The 14,753-nt window shown below is 42.9% G+C and carries 14 protein-coding genes; 7 read left to right on the top strand and 7 right to left on the bottom strand.

Features of this window, described 5'->3' with window-relative positions; genetic code table 11:
• Nucleotides 1-101: 101 nt before the first annotated feature.
• The 7 genes from ACVBIU_RS00310 to ACVBIU_RS00280 all read left to right on the top strand — a co-directional run bounded on the left by ACVBIU_RS00310 (nt 102) and on the right by ACVBIU_RS00280 (nt 7,018).
• On the top strand, nt 102-950 hold the full coding sequence (locus ACVBIU_RS00310; RefSeq protein ID WP_447162005.1) for a D-hexose-6-phosphate mutarotase: 849 nt from the start codon (nt 102-104) through the stop codon (nt 948-950).
• A gap of 357 nt (nt 951-1,307) precedes the next feature.
• Complete coding sequence (locus ACVBIU_RS00305; RefSeq protein ID WP_447162871.1) at nt 1,308-4,544, top strand: YdbH domain-containing protein; 3,237 nt, start codon at nt 1,308-1,310, stop codon at nt 4,542-4,544.
• Between the two features lie 103 nt (nt 4,545-4,647).
• Entirely contained in the window at nt 4,648-4,848 is a 201-nt protein-coding gene (locus ACVBIU_RS00300; RefSeq protein WP_447162003.1) for a YnbE family lipoprotein, read from the top strand.
• A 24-nt stretch (nt 4,849-4,872) separates the two neighbouring features.
• Nucleotides 4,873-5,193 carry a YdbL family protein gene (locus tag ACVBIU_RS00295; protein ID WP_447162002.1) on the top strand — a complete coding sequence of 107 codons (321 nt, stop codon included), beginning with the start codon at nt 4,873-4,875 and terminating at the stop codon, nt 5,191-5,193.
• Nucleotides 5,194-5,604: 411 nt separating this feature from the next.
• Nucleotides 5,605-6,072, top strand: a complete 468-nt coding sequence (locus ACVBIU_RS00290; RefSeq protein ID WP_447162872.1) for a rod shape-determining protein MreB — start codon at nt 5,605-5,607, stop codon at nt 6,070-6,072.
• A gap of 94 nt (nt 6,073-6,166) precedes the next feature.
• Complete coding sequence (locus ACVBIU_RS00285) at nt 6,167-6,592, top strand: lysozyme inhibitor LprI family protein (protein ID WP_447162873.1); 426 nt, start codon at nt 6,167-6,169, stop codon at nt 6,590-6,592.
• A gap of 48 nt (nt 6,593-6,640) precedes the next feature.
• The gene (locus ACVBIU_RS00280) at nt 6,641-7,018 is read left to right on the top strand and encodes a hypothetical protein (protein WP_447161999.1); all 378 of its coding nucleotides are present in this window, start codon (nt 6,641-6,643) and stop codon (nt 7,016-7,018) included.
• Nucleotides 7,019-7,147: 129 nt separating this feature from the next.
• On the opposite strand, the gene ACVBIU_RS00275 is transcribed toward ACVBIU_RS00280, so the two are convergent.
• The 7 genes from ACVBIU_RS00275 to ACVBIU_RS00245 form a co-directional block, all read right to left on the bottom strand.
• Nucleotides 7,148-7,663, bottom strand: a complete 516-nt coding sequence (locus ACVBIU_RS00275; RefSeq protein ID WP_447162874.1) for a GDYXXLXY domain-containing protein — start codon at nt 7,661-7,663, stop codon at nt 7,148-7,150.
• A 68-nt stretch (nt 7,664-7,731) separates the two neighbouring features.
• Nucleotides 7,732-8,880 (bottom strand): DUF4401 domain-containing protein, encoded by a 1,149-nt coding sequence (locus tag ACVBIU_RS00270; protein ID WP_447162875.1) that lies wholly within the window; start codon nt 8,878-8,880, stop codon nt 7,732-7,734.
• Entirely contained in the window at nt 8,880-9,959 is a 1,080-nt protein-coding gene (locus tag ACVBIU_RS00265) for a DUF2157 domain-containing protein (RefSeq protein WP_447162876.1), read from the bottom strand. The genes ACVBIU_RS00270 and ACVBIU_RS00265 overlap by 1 nt, the downstream gene beginning before the upstream one ends.
• A gap of 142 nt (nt 9,960-10,101) precedes the next feature.
• Nucleotides 10,102-11,253 carry an AI-2E family transporter gene (locus ACVBIU_RS00260; RefSeq protein ID WP_447161995.1) on the bottom strand — a complete coding sequence of 384 codons (1,152 nt, stop codon included), beginning with the start codon at nt 11,251-11,253 and terminating at the stop codon, nt 10,102-10,104.
• A 1-nt stretch (nt 11,254) separates the two neighbouring features.
• On the bottom strand, nt 11,255-11,890 hold the full coding sequence (locus tag ACVBIU_RS00255; RefSeq protein ID WP_447164934.1) for a potassium channel family protein: 636 nt from the start codon (nt 11,888-11,890) through the stop codon (nt 11,255-11,257).
• A 371-nt stretch (nt 11,891-12,261) separates the two neighbouring features.
• Complete coding sequence (locus tag ACVBIU_RS00250) at nt 12,262-13,521, bottom strand: ABC transporter permease (RefSeq protein ID WP_447162020.1); 1,260 nt, start codon at nt 13,519-13,521, stop codon at nt 12,262-12,264.
• A gap of 50 nt (nt 13,522-13,571) precedes the next feature.
• A complete protein-coding gene (locus ACVBIU_RS00245) occupies nt 13,572-14,732 on the bottom strand; it encodes an efflux RND transporter periplasmic adaptor subunit (RefSeq protein ID WP_447162898.1) in 1,161 nt (386 codons plus the stop codon).
• Nucleotides 14,733-14,753 lie beyond the last annotated feature (21 nt).

Here is a 14,753-nt window from a genome sequence, read left to right as displayed (position 1 = left end):
GCATTACCGTAAATACAGTCAAAAGAAGGCTTATCTCTAAATTGAAAAACGGGTAAGCTGAATCAATTATTCGTGCTAACGCTATGAAAGGACAACTCCCCATGGGTTCGGTCACCACCAAAAAACATGCTAACGGACTAGAATATGTCGACGTCAATACGCCTTTGTGTAAGGCCAGGATTTTTATGCAAGGGGCGCAAATTGATTACTTTGAGCCTGTAGGCAAAAAGCCATTACTTTGGGTGTCTAGCGCCGACGACTATGAACCTGGTAATGGTATTAGGGGCGGTATTCCAGTGTGTTGGCCTTGGTTTGGTATGAGTGATAACCCAGACTTTCCACAGCACGGGTTTGCTCGTACCCGCATCTGGTCTCTGGAGTCAGTTAAGATGCGAAATCAACTCGTTGATTTAAAGTTCACCTTGAAAATTAGCGAGGAGGATAAACAGTTTTGGCCTCACGATACTGACGTAACGATGCTGTTTACCCTAAGCGACACGCTCAGTGTCAGTCTCATCAACACCAACCATAGTGATTATGATGTCAGTCTAACTCAGGCGTTGCACAGCTATTTTCCAATCAGCGATATTCACCAATTAAAAGCGACAGGCTTTAGTGCGTCTAAGTATATTGAATTTGCTAAAGGCCCCTTCCCACAAGAAGGTGATAGCGTTGATTTTACCCGTGAAACTGACCGGGTTTATACAGATTTAAGTGATTGCCAAGAATTACATACACCAGATGGTGTAATTGAAGTGCGCCGCGAAAACAGCAAGAGCGCCGTGCTTTGGAACCCTTGGATAGAGAAGTCTGAGCGTTTATCTCGTTTCAATAGTGATGACTACCTAACGATGGTGTGTCTAGAAGCGGCAAATGTATTAGAAGATAAAGTGATATTGGCGCCTAACGAGAGCCATACATTGACAACCCATATCGCTTGGAAAGCGTAAACGTTTAGCATGAGAAGGTCTAATCACAGATCTTCTCTCTTACTTATACTTCTTAATGAGTCCGTAGCTCTCACTGAGTTAATAAGCCTATTGAGTTCATATTCACCTCAGACTCAGACACTGCACAGTGACCATTACACATGACCTTTAAAATCTATAAATGACTAGGTCAGATATAAGTTGTCTGCATAAGTCTCTCCCTTATGTTTTAAGTCGGTTATACAACTAAAAGCGAGTGTTTTTAATTCTCAGTCATCGCCTATTCAGCTCTAGAGTTAAGATGTTAGAATCCTCAGACTATACTGAAAGCGAGCAGGCAAATATCGCCTTTAGCCAACGACAGATGGAACCTTTCAAGTGCAACAGGCAGGACTGAAAAGCTGGCGACATAAAGCCGCACGATATACAGGTATCTTACTCTTAACCATAGTTACGCTTGCTGCTATCCTTGGTGGGGTCGTATTGTGCAATTACGAAAGAGTCACCATAGATTTAGCAAACCAGTTTCTAGCGCCTTATAACACCCAAATAAATCAACTTAGCTTTAACCCAAAAAGCTTAACTCATTGGCATGTATCGAGCACAGAATTGACGGTTGATAGCACTGATATAAAAATTACCGACCTCAATATCTTATTTGATAAAAAAACCAAACCCTGGGCTTTGAAAGTTAGCGATCTGTTGGCATTATCTGTAGAAGAAATAGATGTAAAACTTGCGCTAAATGCCTTATCAGTCTCAAGACAAACTGATAATGAAGCAGGACCGACAATTGGCCTTAACTTTGACGCCTTTCCCGATATTGAGCTCACACAAACACGCATCGCTTTGCAAGGAGCAAAAGCTAACGCCCCAATCATTGAGCTAAATAATCTGAGCTTAAACAAGCAAGGCGAACTTAAAAGCCAAATTGTGCTAGATAATAAGCCTCTACTTAGCCTGTCAGCCAAGCTAACCACTGAGCAATGGCGTGCGACCTCTAGTATTGACTTAACACTGCTGCAATCATTTAGTCGCCGCTTAGCAGCAACAGAGAAAATGCTTTATGCAAAACAAGCTAAAACACCCCATAGCGCGCAACCTACAAGTCTATTATCGCCGTTGTATCGACTGACCCAGTCAATAGACGACAAAAATATCAGCTTTGATGCCACTTTGGACTCAACACTGAAACTGGATTTAACAACCGCAATCTTAACCTCTGAGCACAGTCTGCGCGGCACAAAATTAGTTTTATATAATCTTGCTGATGTCACATTGCAACCTGTCAGTTATAACCTTAGTGCTGAACAACAGAGCCAAGAAAGCTTAGGCACACTTAACTTTGATATAACTGGCCATATTGGCACACCGATTTTAACGGTCATGCCTTTTAAACTGCCACTTAGCCTGGAGCAACATGAGCAGCTATTACATCTGCTCAATGACAAACCGTTCGAACAAGCGCTGAGCAATTTGTATCAAGAGTTAAGCTATAACACCTTAAACAAACATAAAGGTCCAAGTCTGTTACTTAGCGTTGACGAAGGCTTGAGCTATCAGATAGGACAACCATCGCCAGCTGCGCCGCAGCTAAAAATACCTGCACTATCACTATCGATAAAAGACAGCCGCTTAGATGCGAAAATATTCGTTTCGCAGCTCGGCTATCAACTGCTTGGCTCTAACTCGGTATCAACTGCTACTTCTACCGCTGGTGATTACCGACTGAGCGCCGATTGGCAACTTGATGTTAAACATGACCAAAGCATTACTCTTAACCAATTGTGGCCTAAGCTCAGAGAACTCCCCTACCAGATTAAGATAGGCAAGGCGTCATTGACAATGCAGGGGGAAATGACCGCTGCTAAGTCTAATCAACAGACTAGTTACAGTATTAAGGTCGCAAGTAACGCGGCACAAATCACCAATGGCATAACAATAGTCAGCCCAAAGTTAGCTGTTAACGCTGGATCAGCATTAGACGCTACACCACAAGCTATTTCACAAGCTAAGCCTGCAGTGCTCAGTAGCCATATTGAGCAAACTAAACTCTCAATTAACTCCCCTATCGAATACCGTTATCAGCAGGGAGTCACCCACTTCACCTTTCCAGCGCTTAGCTATCAAGTCACTGGTATTGACGGTGACCTGCAGCTAAGCAATACGCGTGAAGAGCAATATAAGCTTCGACTTGATCATCTTGATTTTGCACTTAAACAACCTATGCCGCTAACATTTACAACGGCTAACGCCAGTAATAACGAAAGTGCTAACTATAAAAATAGTAACGCTAAAAATTTATCGTTTACTCGCGAGCTGCTAACCCAGCAACTACATAATCAAATAAGCTTAACCCTTAAACAGCTTAGTCTCGACAAGTCTGGCTATAGCCCTGTCAGTCAGACAAAAAATAACAATGCCAACCAACTTAATCAACGCCGCATCAAGCAAAAATTGGTTCAGCTCGACACCGTTGAATTAAGCCAGCAGCTGACACTAAATCAGCAGCGGTTAAGTAGCGATGAAAACTGGCAGATTAATGATCTTTTCTTCACTAGTCAGCATCAGTTTGTGCCGCAATTAAGCAATTTGACTCGCTTTAACTTAAGCGGAGATTGGCAATTTAGTAGTAAATTCGCCCCAATTCTGGCTTTTTTAAGCCAAACAGACAGTTTACCTGACACGCTAGACATCCAAGGTAATACTGAGCTGGTTATGCATTATCAGCTTAAAAAGAACCAGCAGCTGGCGTTCAACATGGTGATTGACCCAAAGGTTAACGATATCAAAGGCAGCCTTTACAACCTGCCCTTCGATGGGGGCAATATGGATACGCAATGCCAGTATCGTTGGCAACAAAATAGCGCGAAAAAGCATGCAAGCTCATTTGCTTGCGACAATATAAAACTGTCGCTGCTGGCCTTTAATCCTGGCGTAATGATCACCGATATCAAAGCTGAAGCCGCAGTCTCTTTCAGTACTGGATCAGATGTTGCCCCCCAGCCAACAAGCACAAACAGCAAGCAAAATTTAGCGCTTGCACAACTACTTTTAGGCGTGAAGCAAGCCTCTGTCAGGCTGACTGCCCAAGGAGATTTACTCGGTGGCCAACTGCTTATCCCACAGTTTCAATTAAACCTTAGAAAACCATCATCAGCCTATTTTGTTTTACAGCATATTGATTTAACTAAGGTATTAGCCATTCACCCTTTAGTCGGTATTTCCGCTGACGGTATTTTTGATGGCGTTCTCCCCGTCAGCATCGAAAAAGGTAAAGCCAGTATCAGCGGAGGAAGACTCGCTGCGCGCCCCCCAGGCGGCTATATCGCTATAGGTAATAATCCCGCCGTTGAGAAGATGCGCCAAAGCCAACCCTACCTAGAGTTTGCTTTCTCAGCACTAGAACACCTTAACTACTCAGAACTCTCAAGTAGTTTCGATATGGACGCTCAAGGCGATGCTAAATTGAAAGTGAATGTAAAAGGACGTAGCCAGGGTATTGAACGACCTATCCACTTCAACTACTCTCAAGAGGAGAACATGATACAGTTGCTCAGAAGTTTACAGATAGGTGACAATTTACAGAACCAGATTGAACGCGCAGTTAAATAATCATAAATATTCAAAGAGTTATAACTGATTAAAAACCTGTATGTAGCGCTATACTGATTAAAACCTCAAATTAGCCCAACCCGTTAAGGAAAAGGATAAGCCAATGAAAACATTGCATAGTCCGAAATTGTTATTAAGCCTAGTGCTCGCGCTATATGCTCTAGTTGGTTGCAGCCCGACGGTTAAGATTGAGCCGCCAGATAAACCCATTGTCATCAATCTCAACGTAAAGATTGAACATGAGATTAAAATCAAGGTCGACAAACAGTTAGATCAACTCTTAACCAACGACGAACTGTTTTAAGCAAAGGAAATAAAGGAGAACGCCATGAAGTCAAAATTACTTGTGCTTGTTACAAGCCTAATACTCAGCTTTAATGCCTTTGCAATCTCACTGCAAGATGCCAAAGCTCAGGGTCTAGTAGGAGAACAAACCAATGGCTATTTAGGTGTGGTCATTGTCTCGGCTGAGGCAAAAGCCGTTACAAGCTCGGTGAACGCAAAACGTAAAGCACACTATGAAAAAATAGCAAAGCAGAACAATATTTCTGTTAATGATGTCGCAAAGCTCGCCGCAGAGAAAGCGATTCAAGCAAGCAAAAAAGGCCATTATATTCAAAACCAATCTGGCAAGTGGATTAAGAAATAAGAGGCTCCGTAAAGCGGCCGTTATACTATAGCGGCCTAACGGTTTAGCAGCTTAGCGTAAACCCTGCTGCAGAGTATAGCCTTGTGTATGCGCTTGCCCTTTTTCTGCCTTTTTTGGCTAACGTGCAAAAAATCAATTCCTAATTAAGCAAAATTTCACACCTTTTTAGTCCTCGGCATTTTGCCAAATGGTTTCCCGATGCGCATTTTATGGATTTTATCGGTAAGCCCTTTACTTTACAGCAGCTATAACTCATTTAACCACATGGTTTTTCGCAGGTTTAATCTTTGGCGTACCTATCTGGTAAGATAATGAATATTTATATAAAAAGTAAGTAGTTAGCCACATTATAATTAGTATAAAGTATTAGCCCGTAAATGAGAGCCTTAGTCGCCAAGGAAGCATAACATCATGATCCGTCGCTTAATCGATAAATTGAGTCCGACATTATATGTCCAGATATGGGAGAACCGTATCCGGGTTGTTGATATTGAAACCAATGGCGTATTTGATGAACAGCCGCACCTACAAGTAGAGTCGAGTAAAAACGGAGCAAAGATTGTGACCGCTTTTGGTAATAAGGCTTACGTTAATCCATTGAACCCTTTTTCTCATCCTAGAGCACTTCTCAATGATTTCTTTGTTGCTGAACGATTACTCAAGGAGATAATTAACCAACTCGCTGGCAAAAAACTCCTATCTCCCGCTCCTATAATCATTATCCATCCAATGGAAAAAACAGAGGGGGGCTTAACTATGATAGAAATTAGAGCATTTCGAGAAATGGCTATAGGCGCTGGCGCCAGAGATGTTGTTATCCATCAAGGCCAAGAGTCATTAATAAACACAGAAATCAATTTCAAAGAACTTGCAAAATAGGAGCAAAGGCTAGCTTTAACGTTATTGTCTATGCATTGAGCAGATATAAGCTAAACCATTACCAATTAAATTTATATAAAATGGGCTAAAACACTTGAAAAAAAACACTATTTTAGGCTACTTACTCTTAATCTTGTTCTCTGTTACCGCCCTAGCAAATGAGATTGATTGCGACAGTGCTTACTCGACAATCGAGATAAATCAATGTGCGGCACAGGAGCTCGATACAGCTAACATTGAGATGCAAACCTACTTAGCTAAAGCTTATGAGCACAACAGTTACGATGCAGAGCTAATTAGCGCAATTAAAGCTGCGCAACTAGACTGGCAACAGTATTTAACATCCCACTGTGACGCGGTATACACTCAGTGGCGTGAGGGCACTATTCGCGGCGTTATGGCCATTTCATGCCAAACAAAGCTAACTAAGCTAACTAAGCTGCGTACGCATGAAATTTGGGATAATTACCTAACGTACAGAGATAGCACTCCAGCCGTGCTACCTGAGCCAAAAAGCTAATTTAAAATACTAATACAAAAGCTAATTTAAAAAATAGTTACTTAACAGATGAGTAGTCCTCTCGGTGGTTTGTATATTTCTTCTCTTAACCGTAATAAGCAAGCTAAGTTTGATTTATCCAGTCGCGTATATGTACAACTTAATTTGACGTTAACATACAATGCTCAGCAGCTCATTTCACAGAGCCGCTGTTTTTATGTGGGAGAGGTACAAACATTTAGTATCGAATATGGCTCTATCACCGTTGAAAGCAGCTTTATTGATTCAGCAGGGTTACTCAATCTTAGATGTCAGGTTGATTATCAGCAAAGCGACAAAGCGTTTAACGGTTTGCAAGAGTTCAACTTATCGCCGCACGAGCCCCTAAGCGGATTAGTCAATGCTGATGAGCGGTTTAAAATCACTGTGTGTGCCAAGCCTGCTTAATCGTAAGCACTAAGAGTGCTACACCAGTAACAAGCTATACTCATAACAAGTAATACTCATCAAAGTACTGCCCATCAAAGTACTGCCCATCAAAGCTATGGGCTTAACTTTCCTCTAGTTTAAAGCGGCTTAAATTGGTTTAAAATTTTTGTCTAGCAGGGACTCTAACAGTAAAGCCCCCTGCTCGCTTACCCTAAACTGGCCATATTTAGCAGAGTCAAATCGCTTTGCTTGTCCCTCTTCGAAAAAGAACGCATTGCTAGCAAATTTGATTTGATTGTGACGCACACGATATTGAATATTAACCACTTCATCAATCGTATCCTGAGCTTTATCAACCGACACTAATTGCGCCACTTGATTTTGGTCAAGCTTGACCTGCAGTAAACCGTCTCCATTCTCAACCTTAACTAATGGCCTGATCTTGGCCGCGATGGCATAGTTCAATGCCATATAATCCCCCTGCATTAAGGAGCGAGGGTCCACCGGAGCGAGCGCAAAACGAACCACTTTACCCTGGGCTAATTGCTGCTCTTTCTGGTATATATCCCAATTAACAACGGCCAATACTGCACAAATTGTCGCAATGACGAGATAAACAGTCATTGGATTCTTTAGCTTGATGATGTTAGTTTGTTCGGCCATAACACTCTCTTATACAACTTTTATACAGCATGTTTAACGATTCTGAACCAGCACGCTTATAAACCGCTTTATGCATTACTACCCGACTCAGTATTAGGTAATATTTTACCCAAGAGTAGCTTAGCCACTAGCAATATGACCCCCAGTGCCAATAGCCAAATCGATTTCTCCAGCAGCGTGACTTGCATGCTGTAATAGTACCAAGCGACAAAACTTACGATCCCCAGCAGTCCAAGGGAGAAAATAAGTCTTTCTCCAACATAGAAGCCAACAATCAAGATAAGCACTGCACTTAACAGACCCACCATCGGGATAGAGAGCGCCGCGAGTAATACCATAACCAGCATACTAATGAGCCCTTGCTTGCTATTGAGAGATAGTGATAACGAGCCAAAAATGTTAATCAGCAAAGCCATGGTAATAATGAGTGTCGTACTGACCGACAAGGCATTCGCCCAATTCGCTAGCACAGGAAACGCATTTTCTAGGGCGATACTCGTATGCCCAATCATTAACGGCAGTTGAATTAACACCATCCACAACGCCAACATATAACCCATAGCGCTCATTCTGGCAAAATGCTGCCCCGTGTTAGCGTGAGTTAGCCAAAGCCCGACAAACATTAGGTTGATGATGACTGGCATTAATTCCAGTAGCTGTAACTCATAGCCAATACCAATCACACAAGCTAGCACACCAAAGCTCATGACACATTGATGGCTATAGTGCTCAACTAAAAGCCAGTTAAGCATCAATATGGAGCCGAATGCTAAAAACCAACCTAGTCCAAAATCGTCGCTAAACCAACCTGTTATGCCATAACCTAGAGATAATAATCCACACAAACTGAGTGCTAATGCCATCTGATTTAAAAACAGCTGCGAGGGGCTTAAACGATAAACCAATATAGCCAGACCGCTGTAAAATAGACCAATAATAGTCGCAAAAGTGGTATCAAGATCATCGAAGAACAGGCTGAAAAAACTGATGGTAAAAGCTAATATAAATAGCGAGGCCACCCAGGCAGCCAGCGACTGCATCAATTGTATATACCAAGGGCTATTGGGCGTTAATGAAGGTAAGTCTGATTGAGTACTCCCCCCGTTAGTGGATAACTTTCCCTCAATTAAGCCAAGTGCATTCAACTCAGCCCAAAGTTTACCTTGGGCTAATACGTCTTGAGCCACAAACCGACCGGCGAATAATTTATCTAGCATCAAGACAGCCCTTCTACGCTAAAAGCCTGATGACGCTGTTTGAGCCACAGAGTCACTGCCGTTGTGGAGCCGATAATGCTCAGTCCAAGCACTAAAAATAGGCCTATAGGATCGTTGCCCTCTAGGACTAAACGGGCAAGTAGGCTATTAACAACGGCAACAAGACTAAAGCTGCCAATAGCGAGTACAAAGATATCTTTAAGCACAAAGTTATAGAGAACATAGCCCGCACCAATAAAAGCAACATAGCCAAAGAACCATAAACCGTTGCCCCAATCGAATAGAGTCTCAATGGCTAATGCTGTAATACAGACCACACTGATTAGTATGCTGAGTTGTTGAAACACTGGCGCGTCATATCGATTGGGCTCATAGCCTAAACTTTGGTTATGCTGTAAATGTTGTTCACATAGCGAGCTCTGGTTAAATAAGCCAAGCTTGCCACTGAGCAACAAACAACAGAAATGCAGTAATAGGTTAAGTAAAAATAGTGCCTTTAAAGATAAATTGAAAATGAATAAATGCGCAATCATGCCCGGAAAAGTCTGGTAATAAAGAACCAAAGTCAGATTAACGAGTAAACCCAATAACAGCCATAACAGCTCAGATCCAGCGACCCAAGCTAGCGGTAAAACAAACAATGCCCAAAGTGCAAACAACTGCCACGGATCAGCTCCCGTTTGATAGGTTTGCCCAACCAAAGCCAAAAGGCTGCCGATAATAATGGCGGCGGCCAATAACACCGCATTTGCCGCAGTATAGCCAAAGCCTAACCCTGCACCTCGCTTTCTTGCCCGAAGGTGCTGCACAAGATAAATAAGCAAAGTAACTATCAATGCGCCCTCAACCACAGCAAAACGCGCAAGTTTACCCATAGATTGCCAGTTAGCGGCCACAAAAAAGACCACTCCAGCACCTAGAAATAATCCAGATAGCCAAGTGAGCAACACATTGGTTAACGCTTGCCATTGCCCCCTCGTTGGAGTTTGGCACGCTAAGGATAAGGCCTTGGGCATACTCTCTTGCGTTATCAAGGCTTGTTCAAACCAGCGCCATAACGCAGATTTAAAATTATTCACTCACTTGTTCCCTAACATAAATTTAATCAGAAAAAAATTTCTGCTTCAATATCTTATACCGATTTACATATTACTATCTTAGATCCGTTAACCAAAATAAAAAGGGTGCACTATGGCACCCTTTACTTGTTACGGACGAAGTTTATTCATCAGCCCCGCCATAAGCTGGCGCACTCACAGGTTTAGCGTCAGGATCTGTAACGGGTTGAGCATCTGGGGCTTGTCCCTCTTCGGTTTTGAGCCAAGTTATAAATAACTCATACCAAATAGCCAAGATTACCGCCCCTAAGAACAAACCTATGATCCCAGCGGTGATCATACCGCCAATCGCGCCGATAAGAATGACCGGCATTGGCACATCGACCCCACGTCCCATCAGCATAGGTTTTAGGAAACTATCAGAAACGCCTGCAATCAATACCCAAACAGTAAAGATGGTAGCAGGGGTTGAATCATGAGTTGAAAATACATAGAAAATAAGCGGCAATACCACTAACAGTGGTGGCAGTTGCGCGATACCGAGAATAAACACAATAAAGGTAAATATTCCCGCAGCAGGAATACTAAAGGTAAATAATGCAGAGCCAATTAAAATACTTTGAATAAACGCAACGCCAACCACACCCAGTAATACACTACGGATCGTGGCTGCAGTTAAACTTGTCCACTCTTCACCGTGCTTACCTACTACTTTTACCGCCACGGTGCTGACTGCTGCTGCAGATTTCTCGGCATGCGCCATAAAGCCACCAGCAATGGCCAGTGAAATGATAAACATCACTAAAGACCCTAAGCTACTACCTAGCATACCCGCCGCTGCACTGACGCCTGTTTTAATTTGGGGTAAAAAGTGCAGTACCGCCTTCTCTAAATTAGTCGCAAATAATGCCCAAATATCATAAAGTTTATCGCCTATAAGCGGAATGTCTGCAATTTTTTGTGTTGGCCCAGGAATATCAACTTCACCAGACTGTAGCACTGTAATGATGTGTGACACCCCATCGAAAATTGAGCTTGAAACAATCCAGAAGGGTGCAATAAGCAACAGTATTCCTGCCAAAGCGAGAATCGTTGATGCAAGCCCTCGGCGCCCTTTTAATGCCTTTTCAAGCTTTTGCGTCATTGGCATAAGGGCAACCGCAATAATCGCTCCCCAAAGTACAGGGATAATAAATGGCTTGATGATATCTAAAGTCCAAACAACCAGAATAAACAGTAAGCCAATCCTTATTGCCGATTCCATCATATTGTTGATGAACAACTTACTTTGGGTATGCTGCATAGGGTTTTCCATATTAACCTTCCTGTTGTGTTTCTTTTTGAGCTAATCCAGCGCTCACTAAACTTGCAACGACAATTGCCATATAAAACACGCCTGCAATCGCCTCCATATATACCGCAACTTGTGCAAAAGGCGTATTAGGGCTGATATCGCCATAACCTAAAGTGGTTAACGTGACAAAGCTAAAATAAGCCATTTGTGAAAAATTTTGTCCCCAAACACTATGCTCAATACCTGAAAAAGCGTGAGGCGATAATGCTAAAATTAAGAGATATACCAAAGCCCACATCAAGCCTAGCAGTAAAAAAAGCGCAATAGAGCCGACGACCTTGTTGCCATCAACTGAACCAGAAAATAGGATTTGCTGAGCGATAGAGCTAAAAGTGCCCCAGAAAAAGACAAACATAAGGCCAAGCATAAAGAGATCAACATGTGGTACTGACATAAATTTTTTGACGGCCGCCGCCAAAAGCCAAACAATGATAAGCCCCTGCATAAAGCGCTTCCAGCGCTTATCGACCCCGAGACTGACCACACATACCCAGAAAGTAACGGCAATAATGACCTCAAGTATGGACTCTAGCATACCATCAGCGACCGTTTTGACTAATGAGGCACTAAGCAGCAACACCACTAGCGCTGCTGTCATATAGTAAAAGTTATTATCTCTTGTGATTATATTTCTGAACAATCTGTCGAGTCCCTGTCAGTTATCATTTTACCGGCCATATAACCAGCGGTTCAGCTTAGCTAATGCTTCCAATACAATAGCTTAATTTATCCTCAAATACCGAAACTTTTAACATTCTGATAAAGATTTCATCTACGTTAATATGTCAAAAATAGCCGCAATTTCATAGCCATGTCAGTATTGACATTAAAAACACAAAAAATAACCCGCGATAAAAACTGCGGGTTATTAATACTAACGAACGACTTTAACAAGGCTATTTACTCACGCTTTTCACTCACATTTTTTACTAAAAAATTATAAAACCAGCAAAAAACAGTGATAACAGCTTAATCCCGTTGCAGCGCAACAATAGGGTCAAGCTTAGCCGCTTTATTGGCTGGGTATAAACCAAAGCCAACGCCTATCGTCATACACACACCGAGTGCCAGCAGTATGGAGAACGGTGACCAGGCTACAGGCCAGCCAGCAGCAGACGAGATAATTAGCGCCAGCAATAACCCAACTCCGATGCCAATAATGCCGCCCGTCGCCGAGATAGCAATGCTCTCAATCAAGAACTGACGAGCAATATCCTTACGTTTAGCGCCTAAAGCACGTAACAGACCAATTTCGCCTGTTCGCTCTAAAATAGTCGCGAGCATAATATTCATAATACCTATACCACCGACCAACAATGAAATGCCTGCAACACAGGCCATCACAATATTGAAGATCTGCTGGGTCTTTTGATGTTGAGCCAGTAGATCTGCTGGAACCACCACATCAAAATCTTTCTCACCACCGTGGCGCCTATTTAGCAGGTGTTGCAAACTTTTGGCAGCAAGCGAAGGGGCTACTCCATCAGCTAAAGCCAACTTAAACGCATCAAGTTCACTCTCTAAACTCTTAAATTGCATTTTTTTAAGCGCTGTCGTTAATGGAATAAAGACTTGGTTACGCTCCCCACCAAGCTTCACGCCTTGAATGCTAGACTTAGAGCCCTCTTTTTCTGATAACACGCCAACAACGGTAAACCATTGATGGTTTACTTTAATCAGGTTGTTTATCGCATTGCCCTGAGGAAATAAACTTCTGGCAGCTTCTGGCCCCAATACCGCAACCTGTTGATAGTAAGCTTCATCAGTATCATTGAGTGTTCGTCCCTCACCTAGCGGCAGTGAACTCAGCTCAAAATAACTGGGAGTGACTCCAACCACTTTTGCATCGCTGCGGCCTTTGAGGCTAAACAGGCTGAACACTTTTACGTACTTCTCAGCACTCCAATTCTCAACAAATGGCAAGGTATCACGAGCACTTTCGATATCTCTCAGGCTTAATCCAATGCTGTGTTCTCGTATAGACTTAAGCGCCTCACCTTCGGCGCTACGTGCGTTAACGACTAAGTTTTTAACCCCCATAGACTCAATCATTTTTAATGCTTCGCGCTCCGCCCCTTCGCCAACACTTAGCATAGCGATAACCGCACCGACACCAAAAATCATACCGAGCAAAGTTAAAGAAGTGCGTAATTTATGGTGACGCATTTCATCGAACGCTTGTTTAATCCCTTCCCAATATACGGCAATAGGCACAGATGACTTATTCATAACGTCCTTTTTAAGTGGTTTGACTAGGCTCACCGAGGCTCTGTTAGCGGTCATACACGATTCCTCTTCGGTGGTGTGGTCAATGCAATGGTATCCCCTTGCTTCAAGCCTTCGGTGATCACGGTTCGATTCAAGCTGCGATTACCAAGTTTAACGCTTTGCTTAGCAAAACCAGCCGATGTTTGTAGATAGACCCAATACTCACCTGACTTTTGGAACAGAGCTTGATTTGGCACGGTAATCACATCTTTAAGATCAAGTGCGTGTACCATGGCATTCACTTGTCTGCCTGGTTGCATAATTGCAGTTAAGGTTTTATCTAAAGTGACTGTGACCTCAAAATAATTAACTGGGCTGTCCTGCTCTTTAGCTTTTGCCAATGCATCGAGCTGCGTTAAGGTACCGTTTATTGCAAATTCTGGATATGCATCAAGATATAACGTCACAGCCTTGCCTATAGCCAAACCCAAGGCTTCTGATTCAAGCACATGCAATTTAGCCTGCATCTTTGAAGTGTCAGGAAGTAAGCCGATGGCCATACCTGACCACATCATGTCGCCAGCAGCGGGCAACTTGCCATTCCAACCCGTTTGCGCGACAAAAATGCCGTCATGAGGCGCAACAATCTCCATCTGCTTTAGATTACCGGTATAACGGTTCATCTTGGCCTGATGGCCTTTTTGCTTTAACTTGATGAGCTCTTGTTCTGCTTGGGCTTGAGAACCATGCTGACTCAGCCCCCAATCATAAAAGTCCATTTTGGCTTCAAGGTAATCTTGATTGCGCATCTGATCGATAATATCGATTTTGGTATAAACTCGTTCATCGTCACTGAAAAATTGTTCGGCTAAATCTTGCTCCTGCGCGGTCAGTTTTGTATCAGTAGTCAAACTCTTATCGATGGTTTTATCCCTCTGGCTCTGGATCTGGCTATCGAGACCTAGACGATCATAATCGAGCGCCTCCATCTCTAAGCGGAACCGTTCTCGCGCCCCATCCATTCGTGCAACAACATCACCGGTTTTAACCGTACTGAAATTGTCCATGATCCAAGCTAAAGACTGCGGGCCTCTAAGCCCTGTAGGTACATTGACCGTAGTCGAGTTACTCGCCTCTAACTCACCCGATGCAGGAATATCAACTTTAAAGTCAGAGCGATGAACCTCAACGGTTAACACACCATTATTTGCAGGATCACTACAAGCTGTCATGACTAGCAAGCCAGTGACGAA

The organism is Shewanella sp. 30m-14 (assembly GCF_052977125.1).
The sequence above is the reverse complement of the archived record's forward strand: the minus strand, read 5'-3'. Positions and strand labels throughout refer to the sequence as shown.